Below are 18,106 nucleotides of genomic sequence, written 5' to 3'. Positions count from 1 at the left end.
CTCAAGCCTTATTCGATTTCCCGGGCAACGTGCCCATATATTTGCAGATAATCGACAACATCACCTCGTCGGCGCCGCCGCCGATAGACGCGAGCCGCCCGTCGCGATAGGCGCGCGAAACCGGCGTTTCCTCCATGAAACCCATTCCGCCCCAATATTGCAGGCACGCATCGTTGACCTCGCGCGCAAGACGCCCGGTTTTCAGCTTCGCCATGGAGGCAAGCATAACGACGTCCTCGCCATTCATCATTTTATCGACGGCGTCCCAAGTGAGCGAACGCAACGCCTGCACTTCGGTTTTGAGCTCGGCGAGGCGGAAATGCACCACCTGATTGTCGAGAATGGATTTTCCGAACGCCTTGCGCTGGCGCGCATATTCCGCCGTCTCGTCAATTGTCTTGTCGAGGCTGACAAGACTTGAGAGCGCGCACCAAAGCCGTTCTTCCTGAAACTGCATCATCTGATACATGAAGCCGGCGCCTTCCTCACCAATGCGATAGCGCTGGGGCACGCGCACATCCTCGAAGAAGAATTCCGCCGTATCGGACGAGCGCATGCCGAGCTTTTTGAGTTTGCGGGCCACCGTGACGCCTTTCCGGTGCTTGCCGCTGTCGTCTTTCAGCGGCAAACAGATAAGCGTCTTGTTCTGGTGAACAGGGCCATCGCCAGTGTTGACGAGAAGGCACATCCAGTCAGCTTGCGTACCACTTGTCGTCCACATCTTGCCGCCATTGATTACATAATCATCGCCGTCCTTTTTCGCTGTCGTTTTGATCGACGCCACATCAGACCCGGAGCCCACCTCCGAGACTCCAAGGCAGGCAACATAGTCGCCGGCGATGGACGGCTTCAGGAAATCCTCTTTCGCGGCGTCCGTGCCAAAACGCGAGAGCGCCGGCGTCGCCATGTCGGTCTGAACGCCGATGGCCATGGGCACGCCGCCGCAATTGATATGGCCCAGCGTTTCTGCGACGACCGCGCCATAGGACCAGTCGAGCCCCATGCCGCCATATTGTTCCGGCTTAGTGACGCCGAGAAGCCCGAGTTCGCCCAGCCCCTTGAACACCTGATGCGCAGGGAAGATACCAGCCTCTTCCCACTCATCCACATAAGGATTGATGTCCGCATCGATGAAACTCTTCATCGTCTTGCGTATCTGTTCATGTTCGGTGGTGAGTTTCATCTATTTCTCCTCACTCGCTTTTATCCTTGGCATTACATAAAGGCTGCTCCAGGCAACCCAAATCAGAGGCGGTAAGTACGCAAACCAGCCGCCTCCGAAGTGAGCGATTACAAGCATGGCTCCAAATGAGAGAGCCATCATCGCCATCATAAATAAGAACAGACCCCAACGGTAGTTTCTACCAAGTATCTTTGGGACAATAAAAATTTGTCCCAAAACAAGCCAGGCAATCATTGGAATGAACGACCAATAGCCGCCATCAAAAATAGTGATGACTACTGCTAAACCAACCGCGACAAACATTGTAAAGAAAGCTAAAAGCCAAAGCCGCCACTTCTTCATCACATCCTCGCAACGCCGAAGACATTCGGCCTTAATTCGCGACGTTCCGCTTCGGCGCAAGTATCGAGACAGAACGCCAGCACTTTACGCGAATCCCGCGGATCGATGAGCCCGTCATCCCAGAGCCGCGCCGTCGCGAAGAGCGCCGTTGATTCCGCGTCATATTGTTCGGTGATGTGTTTCGCCATGCCGTCAAGGAATTCGGTGTTCGGCTCCTCGCCTTTCTTGCGAGCGCCCTCCTCCGCGACAATGCGCATGGTTTTCGCGGCCTGTTCGCCGCCCATCACGGCAATGCGGTTGTTGGGCCAGGCGAAGATAAACCGCGGATCGAAAGCGCGCCCACACATGCCGTAATTCCCGGCGCCGAATGAGGCGCCAATATGAAGCGTCAGTTTCGGCACCCGCATATTGGTGACCGCCTGAATCATTTTCGAGCCGTGCTTGACAATGCCGCGCTGTTCGGCGTCCGTGCCGACGAGATAACCGGTGGTGTTTTGCAGGAAGACCACCGGGTTGCCCGCCTGCTCCATCAGTTGAATGAACTGCGCGACCTTCGCCGCGCCGTCGGCGTCGATGGGACCATTGTTGGAAATGATCCCAACCTGGTGGCCGGCAATCGCAGCCTGCGTACAGACCGTCGCGGGTCCGTAACCGTCCTTGAAGCTGAGCATGTCGGAGCCGTCGACGAGGCGCGCGATGACTTCGCGGCTGTCGTACGGCTGGCGGTAATCCACCGGCACAATGCCGAGAAGGTCTTCGGCGCCGTAGAGCGGTTCGTCGAAACTCTTCGTTTCGCGCGCCCTATCCCAGCCGAGCTTAGACACGATCTCCCGGGCAATCCTGACGCCATCGCCGTCATCCTCTGCCATGTATTCGGCGAGACCCGAGACCTGATAATGCATCTCGGCGCCGCCAAGGTCTTCGTCTGTCGCGACTTCGCCGGTCGCAGCTTTCAACAGCGGCGGCCCCGCGAGAAAGATTTTCGACTTGCCGCGTACTGCAACGACGTAGTCCGACAACCCCGTCTGATAAGCGCCGCCTGCAGTCGACGAGCCATGCACTACGGAAATCACCGGGCATCCGGCTGCAGACAGCCGCGCCAGATTGGCGAAGGTGCGTCCGCCCGGCACGAACATCTCCGCCTGGCGCATCAAATTGGCGCCGGCGCTTTCGATCAACTGAACGAATGGCAGTTTGTTTTCAAGCGCGAGCGCCTGCGCTCGCAACGCCTTGTGAACGCCCATGGGTGTCGCCGCGCCGCCCTTGATGCCGCTGTCTGACGCGGAGACAACACAGCGCACGCCGGAGATGAACCCGACGCCGGACATGCCCCCGCCCCCGGATATGTTCCGGTCGCCGTCATCGTCATGCATCTTGTAACCGCAGAGCGTTGACAGTTCGATAAAGGGCGCGCCGCGATCGAGCACCAACGCAAGCCGCTCGCGCGGCAACAACTGCCCCCGCTTTTCAAATTTCGGTTTCGCGCGCGCCGATGTTTCAATGATCTTTCGTTCGAGCGCGCGGAAGCCTTCAATCAGTTTCAGATGATCGGCGCGGTTCTTCGCGAAGTTTTCACTGCGCGGGTCAATCTCGCTTTCAAAAACCGGCATTACGTCCCTAAAGAGGTTATTTTGCGGGGGATTGTCGCCCGCCGCGGGGGATCAGGTCAAACCTTTCGACGCACCACCCCCGACTTTTTGCAGTTAACGCTGCGCAAGGCGATTGCATGGCGGGCCAAGGCGCACAAGTCTCCGCTTAACCTACCCAAAGCCAACCCGAGGCCGACATGACCGAAGTTTCCACCAGTTTCAATAATGCAGGCGCCGACTACCTGCCCGGCCTTCTCGGCCTTGAATTTACCGGCTTTGGCGATGGCTGGGTCGAGGCGGAAGTGAAAGTCCGCCAGGCGCTGATGGCCCCCAATGGTTTTCTGCACGCTGCTTCCGTCATCGGCCTTGCGGATTCGGCCTGCGGTTATGGCTGTGTGCGGGCGCTTCCCGAAGGCGCGGCGGGTTTTACGACCATCGAGCTTAAATCCAATTTCCTTGGCACCGCGCGCGACGGCATTGTTGACTGCCGCGCAGAAGCGAAACATCTCGGCCGCACGACACAGCTTTGGGACGCGAGCGTAAAACACCGCGAAAGTGGCAAGGTCATCGCCATGTTCCGCTGCACGCAAATGGTGTTGTGGCCTAAAAGCTAATTAGTTCGCCGTTGCGCTTATAAAAGCATCCCGCTTGCTCAGCCGCCCCCACCATTCTTTCACATTCGGTGTCATGGCTTCGGAAATGCCGAGCGTATTCGCGAAATAAAGCGCGTAGGCGACGCATATATCGGCCATCGTAAACCGGCCGGCGCAAAGATAATCACGTCCTTCGAGACCCGTCTCAACCGACCGCCAGCGTCCAAGAAACCAGGCGCGGTAATCCTCCACCACCTGCGGCTGGCGGCGTTCCTCGGGTTCGAGCGCCGAATAACGGAAGACAAGCGTTTGCGGAAATGTCAGCGTCGCGTCGGAGCGCTGCAGCCAGTTGAGATAGGCGCCGTAGTCCTCTTCCTCCGGCGTCACGGCCAGCGGCGTCGGCCCGTATTTGACCCCGAGATATTCGCAGATCCCCGCGCTTTCCGTCATCATAACGTCGCCGTCGATCAGGCACGGCACCGTGCCGAGCGGATTGACCTCCTTATAGGACTTGTCGAAGACGCGCGGCGGAAACTGAAGCGTCACAAGCTCATAGTCGAGGCCCATCTCCTCCAACGCCCAGACACAGCGCAGCGACCGTGCGCCCTGACAGTGATAGAGCTTCATACCGTCATCCTTTTTCCGTCAGCCTTGTCTAGCTTCATGTGCAGGCCCGCTCAATCAGAGAGGGCGGCTTCATCACGACAATGCTACCGGAACCTCAAGGTTTTCAATCTGTGGTCGTGGCATACACCGATAAAAGCGAACTTTCCGCCTTGCAGATCGACACATAAAAAAACCCCGCCTTGTGACACCACAGGCGGGGTTCGTTGAGTAGACTTTTGTGCGTCTTAATTAAGCGACACTCTTGCGTTTTCCAGCGAAACCAAAGCCCGCAACGCCAGCCATGAACAACCAGGCGGCGGCCGGCAGCGGCACTTCCGGCATCGGTTCTTCAAAACTCAGCCCGACAATTGCGGCGATATCGGAAGATCCGACAGGTGTATTTTCATCGTCGCGGCTGGTCTGAACGTAGAGCGGAGCGGCGATAGCGGCGCCCATAGCAAAGCCGAGATCTGAGAAATCAAAACCCCAGATCGTATATTTCTTGCCGTCGACTTCCACCACGGAAAGCTTGTCGCCGATGATCTGATCGCCATTCAGGATCAAGGTCACCGCCGGCGGATCATCCTGGTCAAGCGTTTCGAAAACGATGACGTCATTTCCGGCGCCGTTGATCAAGGTTTTGCCATTTTCGAAGAAGGCGGCGAGCACGTCAGGGTCTTGCAGAACGGTGTTGTTTTCGTCGAGTTCAACGTCAGTATCGAGATCAAATCCGACAACCTCAACCGCGCGGCACTCAACACCATTAGAGCCAACTGTTGACGTTGGGTCCGTTGGATCAACGCAAGCTTCGCGACGGTCATCGAGATTGCCTGCGAAGACGCCGCCTTGCGCCCACAGCACTGTGGTTGCGGCGTCGTCAGTATCAAAAGCCACACCGCCCAAATTCATCGGCGCGGCTTGTGCGCTGGCGGCGAAGGCGAACGCCAACCCCAACGCTGTAGCGAGAATTGATTTCATGTTTTCCCCCATGTTTTCTCTCCACCTCCGATTCTATCAATTTCGGCGCCGAACCGGAAGCGCCATTGCATCAAAATGGGACAATTCTGCACAAACTGGGCATTTTGAAGGCGTTTGTCGCAACCGGGAGGCGAATTCGGCTGTTTCAGGAAGCCGGATGCAGTCGTTTTTGCCTAAATCGCCCCTGGAGCGCCCTCCTTTTTGGCCGCAGGGGTGAAAAATCACCCCCTTGATTCGGCGCCTCTGAGGGTCGTTTTGAGAATTTTTCCAGAGGGATTTCGGGGCAGCGCGTCCAGAAAAGCGACATGCCTGGGCAGCTTGAAATCGGCGACCTTGCCCTTGAGAAAGTCGACGATACCCGCCGCATCGATTTCGGCGTCCGGCCGCTTCACGGCGACGACTTTGACCGCCTCGCCCCATCGCTCATCGGGAACGCCGATCACCGCGACTTCCAAAAGGGCGGGGCATTTCGCCAAGACGTTCTCAATTTCCGCAGGATAAATATTTTCACCGCCGGATATGATCATATCCTTGATACGATCAACAACATAAATGAATCCGTTTTCATCGACGTAGCCAGCATCCCCCGACCAGTACCAGCCATCGCGGAGCACTTCTTTAGTCGCGTCAGGATTCATCCAGTAACCGTCCATAACAAACCATGAGCGTGCGACGATCTCTCCCGTTTCGCCTTGGGGTTTTTCCACGCCAGTGACCGGGTCGTAAATTTTCACCTCGCAACCGGGAAGCGGTCTGCCGGCGGAAACCCGTTGCTTCTTGCCTTTGGCGTGATCGTCATGAGCCAGCACGGTCACGCCGCCGGTTGTTTCGGTCATGCCGTAAAATTGCGTAAAGACCGCATTCGGCATCGCCGCCATGGCGGCGTCCAGCAATGGCTCCGGCATCGGCGCCGCGCCATAGCTAACGCCTACAAATTTTTCCAGCGAAGCGCCCGCGCTTTTCGCAGCTTCAAGGATCATCATAATCATGGCCGGAACAAGAAACGCACTCAAAGGCGAGTCGCCCTGAGTCGCCTTGACAATAGCGGCGGGATCGAACTGACGAAGCTGGATGATAGGCATTGAGCGCGCAACAGCCATTAAACCGAAATTAACGCCGGCGACATGAAAATGAGGCAACGCGTGCAGTATCGCCTCATCTTCCGTCTGCGGAATAATGACGCCTGCCCCCTCTCCCGCAACGCCGACCTCGAAATAGCAGCGATTGGGCAGGACGACGCCTTTGGGCAGACCTGTCGTGCCGCTGGTGTAAAGCTGCACTGCGACGTCCTCAGGCGTTGGTTTATAATCCTGCACCGCATCTTTTTGCTGATCCACCAGGGCGTCGAAACAGTCCGCTCCGCCAGTTTCTAGCAGCATGGCATTGACGCCCGCCCCGCCGCCCGCCGCCGTTAGCGCCTCGATAAAAGCCGCCTCACCAACCAACAGTTTCGGGCGGGCGTCATCAAGGATTTTAGCCACTTCCGCAGGGGCGAGACGCCAGTTGATCGGGGTCATCACCGCACCGATTTTCGCGGCCCCGAAAAGAACATCCCAGAAAGTCGCAACATTCCGGGCAAGCCAGCCGATGCGGTCGCCGCGCCCGACGCCCAAAGAAACGAGCGCCTGCGCCGCTCGATTGGCGCGCGCATTCATTTCCGCATAGGTGAAAGACCGGCCTTCAAAAGAAAGACCGATCCGCTCGGGCCGCTCGCGAGCCTGAATCTCAATGAGACTGGCTATTACGGGCGGGTTTAGAATTTCGCGCTGACCCATACGGCTCCCTGTCTTTTTTCCGGCACTATGCCCTTTTCCCGACCCGCGCGCAAAACCGGGCTGCCTTTGCCGGTTGCGAGATTGCGCGGCTTCGCCTTAGCTACGGGAAAACAGGAGAAAATCATGACGTCCGTTTCCGAGCTCAAAACCAGAATGCGTTTGCCCATTATCGGCGCGCCGATGTTTATCGTCTCAACGCCGAAGCTGGTGATTGCCCAATGTCAGGCTGGCGTTATTGGTTCTTTTCCAGCGCTGAACGCCCGGCCTGCGGAAATGCTCGACAAATGGCTAGTGGAGATCAAAGAGGCGCTCGCACGCCATGAAGAAGAGCAGCCCAACCTGCCAACAGCGCCTTTCGCAGTGAACCAGATCGTCCACCGCACCAATGAACGTCTGATGCATGACGTCGAGGCCTGCGTGAAACACAAGGTTCCGATTGTCATTACCTCTCTCGGCGCGCGCGAAGAAGTTTATGAGGCGATTCACTCCTATGGCGGCATCGTTCTGCATGATGTGATCAACAACAAGTTCGCGAAGAAAGCGATCGACAAAGGCGCTGACGGTCTTATTTGCGTCGCCGCCGGCGCAGGCGGACATGCGGGCGTGCAGTCGCCCTTCGCGCTGGTCCAGGAAATTCGCGAATGGTTTGACGGCCCCCTCGCCCTGTCCGGGTCGATCGCTCGCGGCCAATCCGTGCTGGCGGCCGAGGCCATGGGCGCAGACTTCGGCTATATCGGATCGGCTTTCATCGCCACAGAGGAAGCAAATGCGGATGACGCCTACAAACAGGGCATCGTTGACGCCTATGCAGATGACATTGTCTACACGAATTATTTTTCTGGCGTGCATGGAAACTATTTGAAACCTTCCATCCGCAATGCCGGCATGGATCCGGACAACCTTCCTGAAAGCGACCCATCGAAGATGGATTTCCAATCCGGCGGCGACAACGCCAAAAAGGTCTGGAAGGATATCTGGGGCTGTGGACAGGGCATTGGCGCGGTGAAGGAAGTCACCTCCACAGCCGCTTTTGTCGACCAAATGGCGCGCGAATATGAATCGGCGAAGGCCGCGCTTTGCAGCCGGTAGGCGTAGGGAACTAACCCGGCGAGAGACTGTTTTCTCCAGATACGAATATTGGAGAACCGCTATGTCCGCTTTTACCGCCTATCTTCTCGGAGCCATTGTGCTCGCCGCCGGGCTCGCTTTCGGCGCCTATCAGCTCGGCGCGCCGCCAATCTGGATCGGTATCGGCGCCTTGGTCGTAATCGGTCTCGGGATCATGAGCGCCGCGGCGAAAACCAAACGGAAAGACTTACCCGAGGGCTGAACCAGCCATAGACCGAATGAAGAAAAAGCCGCTTTTCGAAGTGGCTTTTTTGATGAAGCGAGCGCAAGGTGACGCCATGAGAATCACGCTTTTATTTTCCTGCGCCGCAGCAGCGACGCTCACCGCCTGTGGTCGCAGCGACACGGAAGTCGGTGAATTCAAAAATGACTGGGTCGGCAACGAGATCAAGGTCGAAGCCCTCTCAGATCCGAAAGTCGAAGGCGTCACCTGCCACTTATCGCATTTCGATCGCGGTTTTTGGGACCGGGTCTCTAAAGGCAACTGGTTCGAGGACCCGTCCAATGCTTCGATCGCCTGCCGTCAGACCGGCCCGATCCGGATCGGCGATATCGACAACGCGAAAGACGGCGAGGAAGTCTTTTCCCAGCGCATCAGCCTTGTATTCAAGTCCATGGCGGTGCGGCGGATCTATGACGCGGAAAATCAAACACTGATTTACGTGGCCTATAGTCGTCGGCCGGTGGAAGGATCTGCGAAAATGGCGATCTCAACAATCTCCCTATACGGTCAGACGGTCGAGCGCGAAGAGAAGAACTGAGCCGCGGTTCGGCGCCATATTAGGTGTTCTCAGACCGTGCGAAACCGCGTAGCGTCGGCTTCATGCGTAAACGTCTTTGCAAAATTGTAGCCACGATAGGCCCCGCCAGCGCCTCACCTTCCATGTTGCGCCTTTTGTTCAATGCCGGCGTCGATGTCTTCCGCCTCAATATGAGTCATGGCGACCATGACAAACTCGCCGGGATTGCAAAATCGATCCGCGAGATTGAGCGCGACACCAATGTCCCCGTCGCCATATTCGCGGACCTGCAAGGGCCGAAAATCCGCACAGGCTCCTTTGAGGGCGGCTCCATAAAGTTGCGCTATGGCGCGGAATACAAACTCTCGCTGTCCTCTGAGTCCAATGACGATCACGTCATTCCTATTCCCCATAAGGAATTGCTGGATGTTCTGGAGCCGGGCGACATTTTGAAACTTGATGACGGCCGGCTGCAGCTCACCATCTCCGAACGCAACAGCCGCTCCATCATCGCCAAAGCCGATACCCCGGGCGAGCTCAAAAATAAAAAAGGAATTAACGTTCCGGGCCGGCGATTGCCAATTTCGGCGCTGACCGAAAAAGACCGCACAGACCTCGATTTCGCGCTCAGCATCGGCGTCGATTACATCGCCCTTTCTTTTGTTCAGCAGCCGGATGACGTGCGCGAGGCGCGCGAGCTTATCGCGGGGCGCGCGGGGATCATTTCCAAAATCGAAAAGCCCTCCGCTATCGACCATATCGACGAGATCATAGATCTGTCTGACGCGATCATGGTGGCGCGGGGCGATCTCGGCGTAGAATGCGCGCCGGAGGACGTCCCCCTCCTCCAGCGCAAGATTGTGCGCACCTGTCGCCGCGTCGGCAAGCCGGTGATCGTGGCGACCCATATGCTCGAATCCATGGTGGAATCGATCGCGCCGACCCGCGCCGAAGCCTCGGACGTGTCGACCGCCGTCTTTCAGGGGGCCGACGCCGTGATGCTCTCCGCCGAAACCGCGGTCGGGCGCCATCCCCCTACCGCCGTCGCGATCATGGACCGGATCATCGCGGCCACAGAAGATGACGAAGAATCCGGCAGTTACAAGACCGTCACGCGCGAGGAAGAGGAATACACCACCGCCGACGCCATCACCCTCTCGGCGCGGCGTATCGCCGAGGTGCTCGACTGCCGGTTCGCTGTCGCCTACACCAAAACCGGCTCGACGGTGCAGCGCCTGTCCCGGGACCGGCCAAAATGCCCCGTTATCGCCGCAACGCCAGATGACGCCGTCGCGCGAAAGCTCGCGCTTTATTGGGGTGTCCGCTCCGTCGTCACCGAGGATATTTCGCATTTCCATGAGATGCTGGAAAAGGCCGACACCATCGCCAAAGCCAATGGCGGCGTCGATGGCGACCGCATCATTATCCTCGCCGGCTATCCCTTTGGCCGGCCCGGAAAAACCAACACCCTCAAGATCAGCCGCCTTGGCGCCATAGAGTAAACTGCCCATTCACCAGAACTTAGGGAACTTGTTGCATAACGCTGCTGTTCTTGCGGGGGATGCAAGTAAGAGGGTGGGTTATGCGTATCATTTCAGGCAGCGATCAAGAGCTATACATCATCACGCCGGACAATAATGTCTGCAGCTTCGTCGGCCAGAAACCGGCGCGCGCCAACCCTTTGCACGACGCAGCGCCCCGCCCGGCCCGTGAGACAATCGCCGATGCGTTCATGTCGGCTTGTGCGAATTTCGCCGGAAACCTGCAACGGGGCGCATTCCGCAACTAACGCAGGACAGCTTCACGTTCGAGGCTGACAAACGCGGATCAGGCTGGCAAAACCTTCATCAGATTGCAGATGGAGGAGAACCACATGGCGGCCCAGACGCGTTCCTTTGATTACACGATAGACGGCGAGACTTTCGAAGCCTTTCTGGCGGCGCCCGCCAATGCTTTGGATGGCGCACCGAAACCCGGCGTTCTGATCTGTCACGCCTGGGCTGGCCGCTCCCCCTTTGAAAATCAAAAAGCAGAAGCGCTCGCCAAGCTTGGCTACACGGGTGTCGCCATCGATCTTTTCGGCAAGGGCGTTCTTGGCGAAACGAAAGAAGAATGCCAGACGCTCATCAAACCCTTCACCGAAAACCGTCCGATGCTGCAAGAGCGGCTGAAAGCAACCATCGACATGGTCAAGGATCAGCCGGAAGTCGACGGCGCGAAAATCGCCGCCATCGGATTTTGCTTCGGCGGGCTTTGCGTTCTCGACATCGCCCGCTCTAACGCGGACGCCGCAGGCGTCGTCAGTTTCCATGGCCTTCTCCATGCGCCGGGCAACACCGCCGCGAACATCAATCCGAAAGTGCTGGCGCTCCATGGCTGGGACGACCCCATGGCGACGCCGGACAATGTCAAAGCCTTCGGTGAAGAAATGACCAAGGCGAAAGCCGACTGGCAGCTTCACGCCTATGGCGGGACCATGCACGCCTTCACGAATCCGAAGGCGAACGATGCGGATTTCGGCACCGTCTACGACGCCGACGCCGACCGGCGGTCGTGGCAGGCGATGACGAACTTCCTTGCCGAGCTTTTCGGCTGACATACGCTTGTCTACATCCATCGCAACAGCTTTATCCCGCCGCGACTCCGAAAGGTCCGAGCGCATAAAGTGGAGAGGCGCGGGGCGTGAAACGTCCATCGCACTATGAAACATAAGGGCGCATCACGCCCCGCATTTGCAGCGTTGTTCAGCGTCGGCGGGCCCGGCCGTAATGACGACCCCTGACGGTTTTTACGCGCCAGAGTTACGCCGCCAGAAAGCCCGGGCTCTGCGACCGGCCAGCGCGCGAAGAGTTTCCGTTTCGCAACCCTCGCGCCCTGCGCGCCGCAATCCGGATCGATGGGAACGGCAGGCCTCACCGCCTCTCCGCATCCGGACTGTTTTCGATCATATGGGAGGTTTGGAAGTGGTGGATAACTTTGCACCAAACCTCGAAAAACCAGCCTTTTTCGCCTGTCCGGGGTTTTTTTCCACTTATTAGGGTGATGATTTGAGGCTCATTTTCTCCTCCCCCGCTTGCGGGGGAAGAGGGAGAGTCCCTCAAACATAGACTCCAACCTCCGCCCCGCTTTATCGCCGCGCGCGATTCACGGATTTTGACTTTGCTGTTTTGGGAGCGGCCTTTTTTGCAGCTTTCTTTTTGGCCGGCTTCTTGCCGCGCGCGGAAGCGCCGAGCGCCAGTCCGGTCCAATGGCGAAGCGCATCATTGTCGTCGAAGATTTCTTCCGGCGCATTGTAATAGGACATGGTTCCGGTCTTGCCGTTCATCTCCACTTCGAAGGGATGAAGCCCCGCCGCCTCGAACTCTGCACGCGTCACGTCATCGACTTTGAACCAGATATCGTCATCGCCGATGATCGCGAAAATCGCGCCGTCGCAGTAAATCCCGGCGCCGCCGAACATCTTGCGGATGGAAATTTCACCAAAGGGTGAGAACAGGTCTTTGGCGTAATCGATAAACGACGCCGAAGGCGCCATTACGCGTCAGCCTTCGCAGGCACAATCGTCACACTTTCGCCGCAGCCGCAGGCGTCAGTCTGGTTTGGATTGTTGAAGACGAAACGCTGCGACAGCTTCTCGGTGACGTAGTCGATCTGCGTTCCAATAAGAAACAGGATCGCTTTCGGATCAATCAGAATCTTGATGCCGTTTTCTTCGACAACTTCATCCATGGGCCCCGCCTCGGTCGCGTAATCCATGGTGTATTCCATGCCGGCGCAGCCGCCGTTTTTGACGCCGATCTTGACGCCGATGAAATTCTCCTCAGCGTCTGACATGATCTCTCCCATGCGCGCTGCGGCGGCATCGGTCAGGGTTACGACTTTAGGTCTCGGACGTCTCGCCATTTTACAACCATCCCAGTTCGAGCTTCGCTTCGTCGGACATGCGCTCCGGCGTCCAGGGCGGCTCGAACACCATGTTCACCGTCACATCGTCAACGCCTTCGACACCGCGCACCGCGCCTTCGACCCAGCCGGGCATTTCGCCCGCCACCGGACAGCCCGGCGCCGTCAGGGTCATATCGATCGTCAATAGCCGGTCGTCGTTAAGGTCCACCTTATAGATGAGGCCCAGCTCATAAATATCAACCGGGATTTCCGGGTCGTAAACGGTCTTCAGCGACTTGATGACGTCGCCTGTAATCCGCCCTAGCTCCTCCTCCGGGATTGAGGATGCGCCGGAAGTTTCAGCCTGCGGCGCCGGTTCGGCGGGCGGGTTTACATCGATAATGTCGCGTTGCTCGTCCATAACTAACTCTCAGCCCAGCATCTGGTGCGTTTTGTGGAGACCGGCAATCAAGGCCTCTACGTCTTCATGGGTGTTGTAGGCGGCGAAGCTCGCGCGCGCGGTCGCCGGAACGCCAAGGCGTTTCATCAACGGTTGCGCGCAATGATGGCCGGCGCGCACGGCCACGCCGGTGCGGTCAAGGATCGCGGAAATGTCATGCGGGTGCGCGCCCTCTACGGTGAAGGCGATGATCGGCGCCTTTCCTTCCGCGCGCCCGAAGACCCGCACGAAATTCAGTTTCGCCAGTTCTTCAAGAACATGGGCGTTCAGCCGCGCCTCATGCGCCGCGATGGCGTCAACGCCTTTGCCCGCCATCCAGTTCAAGGACGCGCCGAGACCGATCGCTTCAAGGATCGGCGGCGTGCCTGCCTCAAAACGGTGCGGCGGATCGTTATAGGTGACGGCGTCTTGCGTCACCATGTCGATCATCTCGCCCCCGCCCTTGAACGGCGGCAGGGCTTTCAAAGCGTCCATCTTGCCATAGAGAACGCCGACGCCTGACGGCCCGTAAAGCTTGTGGCCGGTCAGCACGTAAAAATCGCAGTCAATGTTCTGAACATCCACGGCGCCATGGACGCCCGCCTGGCAGCCGTCAAACAGGATTTTCGCGCCATGGTCGTGCGCGATCTTCGCCAGCTCTTTCGCCGGCGCCGGCGCGCCAAGCACGTTCGACATGTGTGACAGCGCCACAAGTTTCGTTTTCGAGGTGAACAGCGCGGCGTATGCGTCGAGATCAATCTCCCCGTCATCGCTGACATCGAGCCATTTCAACACCGCGCCCTTGCGCTCGCGCAGGAAATGCCAAGGCACGATATTGGAGTGATGCTCCGCGACGGAGAGGATGATTTCATCCCCCTCCCCGATTTCATTGACCCCCATTGCGTAGGAGACAAGATTAAACGCGTCCGTTCCGCCGGAGGTGAAAATGATTTCATCCGGCGACTTCGCATTGAGGAATGTTGCAACCGTCTTGCGCGCCTCTTCATAGGCCGCCGTTGTTTCGTTGGACAGCAAGTGAAGCCCGCGATGCACATTCGCATAGGAATGCGCCATCGAGTGCGTCATCGCTTCAATGACGGCCTTAGGCTTTTGCGCCGAGGCCGCGCTGTCGAGATAGACAAGCCGCTTGCCATAAGCGTCGCGCGACAGAATTGGAAATTCCTTGCGGAGTGCCTCGACATCAAGAGTCGCTATTTGTGATCCATCACTCATCGCGAGAATCCAATGCTTTCCCAATTGGTGTATGTTTTAACAAGGACACACTAGTCACTAAAGCTGCGGCCGTTAGAGCCACACCAAAAACAAGAATCCAATCCACTTGGTCGATCAACAACGCACTTTTCGAAACAAAGTCTGGCTGACTTGAAACATCAATACCGACAAACTGGGCCAGAAATAATCCCAACGAAAAGACTAGAAATACGCCAAAAAACATTTTCATGCCTGCTCCAGCCAATCACTGACGCGCACCGCAAAGATCGCGCGCAGCGCCTCGTTTTCAATGCTTTCCGTCACTTCACCGACAAACGCCTCAACCAGCAATGCGCGCGCCTGAACCTCGCTTAAGCCCCGCTGACGCAGATAAAAGAGCGCATCGTCATCGAGCGCGCCGACCGTAGACCCGTGTGCGCATTCCACATCGTCGGCGTAGATTTCAAGCTCGGGCTTGTGGTTCGCTTCCGCGCCATCAGATAAAAGCAGCGCATTGGCGGTCATTTTCGCGTCGGTCTTCTGCGCCTCGCGCAAGACATGGAACTTGCCCTGAAAGACGTTGCGGCTGCGATCCCGGGCGACGCCTTTGTGCAACTGGCGCACGGCGCAATCGGGCGCAACGTGTTTGACGTCGCTTGTGAAGTCGGAATGGCGCTCGCCCGAGAGCAAGGCGGCGCTGTTGATCGCCGCTGAAGAGCCCGGCGCCCAGAAATGGGCGTGTGTCTCATGCCGGCAAAGCCGCGCTCCCGTTGACAAGGAGGTCTGCTCAAAGCGCGCCTCCTTATCGATCTTCGCGGCGCAAATCCCGTTGACGATGCTGTCGCCGGAACTATCCTGCAACATGACCCGGCGGCATTCGCCGCCATCGCGCACGACCATATGGCAGAGATGGGAATAAAATCCGGCGCCCTCGCCTTCATAGGTTTCGATGATTTGAACCTTTGCGCCTGGCGAAATACGCATCATGGTCTGGGCGAAGGAAAACCCTGCGCCTGAAACGATATGGCGAATGAGGATCGGACGCTCAACGTCACACCCTTCAAGCACCTCAAGCCCCAGCGCCTTTCGCGTCATCGCGACATTCAGCGTCGCGATGGGATGTTTTTCCAGCTCCGGAATGGTCGCGACCGGGTCCATGATTCCGTAACGCAATCCTTCCGGCATGGGTTCGTCAGGCAGGCTCACCTTGCCGTTGACGATGCGAAATTCCAGCGGCTCAAGCGCGGCAAAAGGAGACGGCGCGATCAGGTCCGGCGCGCTCGCCTCTCCAGGCGTCACACTGCGCAGCGCCGCATTGACGTCGGTCCATTTCCACCCCTCGACGCGGCGGTTCGGCAAGCGCAGCGAGGCGAACCGGTCAAACGCCGCCGCCTGCGCCTCGTTCGTTTTCGAACGGGCGGCGAACGCGTCTTCCAGCGCGGCTTCAAACGGAGAAGGGTTGGATAGCGCCGTCATTTCGTTCACGCCGCCTCAATAAACTGTTCATAGCCGGATTTTTCGAGCGCCAGCGCCAGCTCCGGCCCGCCGGATTTGACGATGCGCCCGCCGGCCAGCACATGCACGGCGTCCGGTTTGATATAATCGAGCAATCGCTGATAGTGGGTGATCACGAGGAAACCGCGGTCAGGCCCACGAAGGGCGTTCACCACATCGCCGACCATTTTTAACGCGTCGATATCGAGACCGGAATCGGTTTCATCCATGATCGCAAAACGCGGTTCGAACATCGCCATTTGCAGCATTTCCATGCGCTTTTTCTCGCCGCCGGAAAAACCCACATTGAACTGGCGTTTCAGCTTGGCGTCATCGAGGCCGACAAGTTTCGCCTTTTCACGAATGAGGCGAATAAAATCCGCCGCCGACACTTCGTCTTCTCCGCGCGCCTTGCGCTGAGCGTTCATCGCCGTGCGGATGAAATTCATGGTCTGGACGCCGGGAATTTCCATGGGGTGCTGAAAGGACAGGAACAAGCCTTTCGCAGCGCGTTCATCAGGATCGAGATCAAGCATGTTCTCGCCGTCCAGCGTCACGCCGCCCGACGTCGCTTCATACCCGTCGCGCCCGGCGACGGTGTAAGACAGCGTCGACTTGCCCGAGCCGTTCGGCCCCATAATCGCATGCACTTCGCCCTTGGGGACGTCCAGCGACAGGCCCTTCAGGATTTCATTGCCGCCGACGGCGACGTGGAGATCGTCAATCTTCAACATTATACGTCTTCGCTACTGGTTTGTTGGATGATGCGTGTGTTCTGATCGTGGATGAGCCGCCATTGGCCATTTTCCAGTCCGAAAACCAGAATGAGCCATGACGCGCGCGGGTCGCCCTCGGGCGTATCGCGATAATCATATTTCAGGAGCGCGGCGGCCATGTCCTCGCCTTCCATGACTTTCACGACGTCAGGGTCCATGCGCCAGTTGGAATCGGCGAACCATTCTTCGTGAAAGTCGAACACGCCTTGCGTCGTTTCTATAACCGATCCGTCCGGAAAGATAAGATGAAGGTCTTCGCCGGATGTGACCGTCGGTTTGTAGGCGTCAAAGTCCTTCGCCGCGATCGCGGCGAGATGCGCGTCAAGCGCGGTCCGGAAGTCAGGACGCGTTGTCTCAGCGGCGCCGCAAGCGGCGAGCCACAGCGCGCCGAAAAGAACGACCAGATATTTCATGATTTCACCGCCAGACATTCGATCTCAACCGCGGCGCCGAGCGCCAACCCGTCAACACCCATGGTCGACCGCGCCGGCTTGTCGCCGGGAAACGCCGCTGCATAGGCTTCGTTCATCGCCGCATATTCGGTCATGTCTTCCAGAAAGACCGTGCATTTCACAATATCGTCGAGGCCGCTGCCGAGACGCTCGAGGGTCGCCTTATAATTTGCAAAAATCTGGTGCGTCTGCGCGCCCGCGCCACCGTCCACCACCGTCGTCGTTCCCGGCGCGCGGCCAATCTCGCCCGACAGATAAATTGTGTCGCCGACAACAACCGCCGAAGAAAACGGCAGATCGCCGAGCGATGGATCTCGGTCGAACGTCCTTGCGGTCTCAGCCTCACCGCAAGCGGTGAGCAACAGGGAGCCAACAAAGACGATTGCAATAAATCTCATTGTGCGTCCTCTTTCATCACCGCGCTCTTAGGTTCGAAAATCAGATAGACAGTCGTCGTGTCGCCAACATTGACGGCCTCGTGCCATTCGACGCCGGGGCTCCACCATGACGCGCCGTCCGGCGTTTCCTGCTCTCGCGTTCCGTCGGCGTCAGTAATGCGCATCGTCCCGCCTTTGAGGATGTATCCATAATGAGGCGGATGATAATGGCGTTCATGGCCGACGCCCGGCGCAAAGGTGCAACGCCCGACGCGGGTTTCGTCATTCTCAAAGAGGAGTTCGCAAACCTTCTCGCCCTTCCAGCCCGCATCGAGCGCATAGGGAAGCGAAGATGTCTCCTCCTCCGCCGACGCACTCGGCGCCCAGAGGCGGAACATCATCACCACCACCGCCGCCACGAGTACGACGGCGACAATGCGCAACAGCCACGCCATGAGGCTATTGTCCTTGATATCGAGCGGGCCGCCTTCGCGTCGCCAGAACATCAGCTCATCCTCTCAAGCTCGGTTGCGGACA

At 58.0% G+C, this 18,106-nt stretch carries 23 protein-coding genes; 7 read left to right on the top strand and 16 right to left on the bottom strand.

The genetic code is table 11. The features are described 5' to 3' along the window. Position 1: 1 nt before the first annotated feature. The 3 genes from ACFOOP_RS09460 to ACFOOP_RS09450 are packed head-to-tail and all read right to left on the bottom strand — an operon-like array spanning position 2 to position 3,135. Positions 2-1,183 carry an acyl-CoA dehydrogenase family protein gene (locus ACFOOP_RS09460; RefSeq protein ID WP_379880692.1) on the bottom strand — a complete coding sequence of 394 codons (1,182 nt, stop codon included), beginning with the start codon at positions 1,181-1,183 and terminating at the stop codon, positions 2-4. Continuing rightward, positions 1,184-1,525 (bottom strand): hypothetical protein, encoded by a 342-nt coding sequence (locus ACFOOP_RS09455; RefSeq protein WP_379880691.1) that lies wholly within the window; start codon positions 1,523-1,525, stop codon positions 1,184-1,186. Further along, positions 1,525-3,135 carry an acyl-CoA carboxylase subunit beta gene (locus ACFOOP_RS09450; RefSeq protein ID WP_379880690.1) on the bottom strand — a complete coding sequence of 537 codons (1,611 nt, stop codon included), beginning with the start codon at positions 3,133-3,135 and terminating at the stop codon, positions 1,525-1,527. Before ACFOOP_RS09450 ends, ACFOOP_RS09455 begins: the two co-directional genes overlap by 1 nt. A gap of 176 nt (positions 3,136-3,311) precedes the next feature. On the opposite strand from ACFOOP_RS09450, the gene ACFOOP_RS09445 reads away from it, so the two are divergent. After that, positions 3,312-3,728, top strand: coding sequence for a PaaI family thioesterase (locus ACFOOP_RS09445; protein ID WP_379880688.1), 417 nt, complete (start codon positions 3,312-3,314; stop codon positions 3,726-3,728). Here the strand turns inward: ACFOOP_RS09445 and ACFOOP_RS09440 are convergent, their stop codons facing one another. The 3 genes from ACFOOP_RS09440 to ACFOOP_RS09430 form a co-directional block, all read right to left on the bottom strand. Then, entirely contained in the window at positions 3,729-4,334 is a 606-nt protein-coding gene (locus tag ACFOOP_RS09440; RefSeq protein ID WP_379880687.1) for a glutathione S-transferase family protein, read from the bottom strand. Between the two features lie 228 nt (positions 4,335-4,562). Then, positions 4,563-5,291, bottom strand: a complete 729-nt coding sequence (locus ACFOOP_RS09435; RefSeq protein WP_379880686.1) for a VPLPA-CTERM sorting domain-containing protein — start codon at positions 5,289-5,291, stop codon at positions 4,563-4,565. A gap of 221 nt (positions 5,292-5,512) precedes the next feature. After that, positions 5,513-7,066 carry a long-chain-fatty-acid--CoA ligase gene (locus ACFOOP_RS09430; RefSeq protein ID WP_379880685.1) on the bottom strand — a complete coding sequence of 518 codons (1,554 nt, stop codon included), beginning with the start codon at positions 7,064-7,066 and terminating at the stop codon, positions 5,513-5,515. Between the two features lie 123 nt (positions 7,067-7,189). Here ACFOOP_RS09430 and ACFOOP_RS09425 point away from each other — a divergent pair, with 123 nt between their 5' ends. The 6 genes from ACFOOP_RS09425 (at position 7,190) to ACFOOP_RS09400 (ending at position 11,530) form a co-directional block, all read left to right on the top strand. Continuing rightward, positions 7,190-8,155 (top strand): NAD(P)H-dependent flavin oxidoreductase, encoded by a 966-nt coding sequence (locus ACFOOP_RS09425; RefSeq protein ID WP_379880684.1) that lies wholly within the window; start codon positions 7,190-7,192, stop codon positions 8,153-8,155. A gap of 61 nt (positions 8,156-8,216) precedes the next feature. Further along, positions 8,217-8,396, top strand: coding sequence for a hypothetical protein (locus tag ACFOOP_RS09420; RefSeq protein ID WP_379880683.1), 180 nt, complete (start codon positions 8,217-8,219; stop codon positions 8,394-8,396). 76 nt (positions 8,397-8,472) lie between these two features. Continuing rightward, positions 8,473-8,955, top strand: a complete 483-nt coding sequence (locus ACFOOP_RS09415) for a CreA family protein (protein ID WP_379880682.1) — start codon at positions 8,473-8,475, stop codon at positions 8,953-8,955. Between the two features lie 62 nt (positions 8,956-9,017). Then, the gene (gene pyk / locus ACFOOP_RS09410) at positions 9,018-10,436 is read left to right on the top strand and encodes a pyruvate kinase (RefSeq protein WP_379880681.1); all 1,419 of its coding nucleotides are present in this window, start codon (positions 9,018-9,020) and stop codon (positions 10,434-10,436) included. Positions 10,437-10,516: 80 nt separating this feature from the next. Then, positions 10,517-10,723, top strand: coding sequence for a hypothetical protein (locus tag ACFOOP_RS09405; protein WP_379880680.1), 207 nt, complete (start codon positions 10,517-10,519; stop codon positions 10,721-10,723). An 84-nt stretch (positions 10,724-10,807) separates the two neighbouring features. Next, the gene (locus ACFOOP_RS09400) at positions 10,808-11,530 is read left to right on the top strand and encodes a dienelactone hydrolase family protein (protein WP_379880679.1); all 723 of its coding nucleotides are present in this window, start codon (positions 10,808-10,810) and stop codon (positions 11,528-11,530) included. Between the two features lie 531 nt (positions 11,531-12,061). Here the strand turns inward: ACFOOP_RS09400 and ACFOOP_RS09395 are convergent. Genes ACFOOP_RS09395 through ACFOOP_RS09350 form a run of 10 tightly spaced genes read right to left on the bottom strand, consistent with a single transcriptional unit; the run spans position 12,062 to position 18,075 of the window. After that, a complete protein-coding gene (locus tag ACFOOP_RS09395) occupies positions 12,062-12,469 on the bottom strand; it encodes a TfoX/Sxy family protein (protein WP_379880678.1) in 408 nt (135 codons plus the stop codon). Further along, positions 12,469-12,837, bottom strand: coding sequence for a HesB/IscA family protein (locus tag ACFOOP_RS09390; protein ID WP_379880677.1), 369 nt, complete (start codon positions 12,835-12,837; stop codon positions 12,469-12,471). Before ACFOOP_RS09390 ends, ACFOOP_RS09395 begins: the two co-directional genes overlap by 1 nt. Position 12,838: 1 nt before the next feature. Beyond that, on the bottom strand, positions 12,839-13,240 hold the full coding sequence (locus ACFOOP_RS09385) for an SUF system Fe-S cluster assembly protein (protein ID WP_379880676.1): 402 nt from the start codon (positions 13,238-13,240) through the stop codon (positions 12,839-12,841). 9 nt (positions 13,241-13,249) lie between these two features. Beyond that, positions 13,250-14,491 carry an aminotransferase class V-fold PLP-dependent enzyme gene (locus ACFOOP_RS09380; RefSeq protein WP_379880675.1) on the bottom strand — a complete coding sequence of 414 codons (1,242 nt, stop codon included), beginning with the start codon at positions 14,489-14,491 and terminating at the stop codon, positions 13,250-13,252. Further along, the gene (locus tag ACFOOP_RS09375; RefSeq protein ID WP_379880673.1) at positions 14,484-14,720 is read right to left on the bottom strand and encodes a hypothetical protein; all 237 of its coding nucleotides are present in this window, start codon (positions 14,718-14,720) and stop codon (positions 14,484-14,486) included. Before ACFOOP_RS09375 ends, ACFOOP_RS09380 begins: the two co-directional genes overlap by 8 nt. Next, complete coding sequence (gene sufD, locus ACFOOP_RS09370; RefSeq protein ID WP_379880672.1) at positions 14,717-15,946, bottom strand: Fe-S cluster assembly protein SufD; 1,230 nt, start codon at positions 15,944-15,946, stop codon at positions 14,717-14,719. The genes ACFOOP_RS09375 and sufD overlap by 4 nt, the downstream gene beginning before the upstream one ends. Before the next feature lie 5 nt (positions 15,947-15,951). Continuing rightward, complete coding sequence (gene sufC / locus ACFOOP_RS09365) at positions 15,952-16,698, bottom strand: Fe-S cluster assembly ATPase SufC (protein ID WP_379880670.1); 747 nt, start codon at positions 16,696-16,698, stop codon at positions 15,952-15,954. Continuing rightward, positions 16,698-17,153 (bottom strand): YybH family protein, encoded by a 456-nt coding sequence (locus tag ACFOOP_RS09360; protein ID WP_379880669.1) that lies wholly within the window; start codon positions 17,151-17,153, stop codon positions 16,698-16,700. The genes sufC and ACFOOP_RS09360 overlap by 1 nt, the downstream gene beginning before the upstream one ends. After that, positions 17,150-17,590: a RidA family protein gene (locus ACFOOP_RS09355; protein WP_379880668.1), complete on the bottom strand. Its 441-nt coding sequence runs from the start codon at positions 17,588-17,590 to the stop codon at positions 17,150-17,152. The genes ACFOOP_RS09360 and ACFOOP_RS09355 overlap by 4 nt, the downstream gene beginning before the upstream one ends. Continuing rightward, positions 17,587-18,075, bottom strand: a complete 489-nt coding sequence (locus ACFOOP_RS09350; RefSeq protein ID WP_379880666.1) for a cupin domain-containing protein — start codon at positions 18,073-18,075, stop codon at positions 17,587-17,589. Before ACFOOP_RS09350 ends, ACFOOP_RS09355 begins: the two co-directional genes overlap by 4 nt. Positions 18,076-18,106: the final 31 nt, after the last annotated feature.

This window comes from Hyphococcus aureus (assembly GCF_042643165.1).
GTDB lineage: Bacteria > Pseudomonadota > Alphaproteobacteria > Caulobacterales > Parvularculaceae > Hyphococcus > Hyphococcus aureus.
The sequence above is the reverse complement of the archived record's forward strand: the minus strand, read 5'-3'. Positions and strand labels throughout refer to the sequence as shown.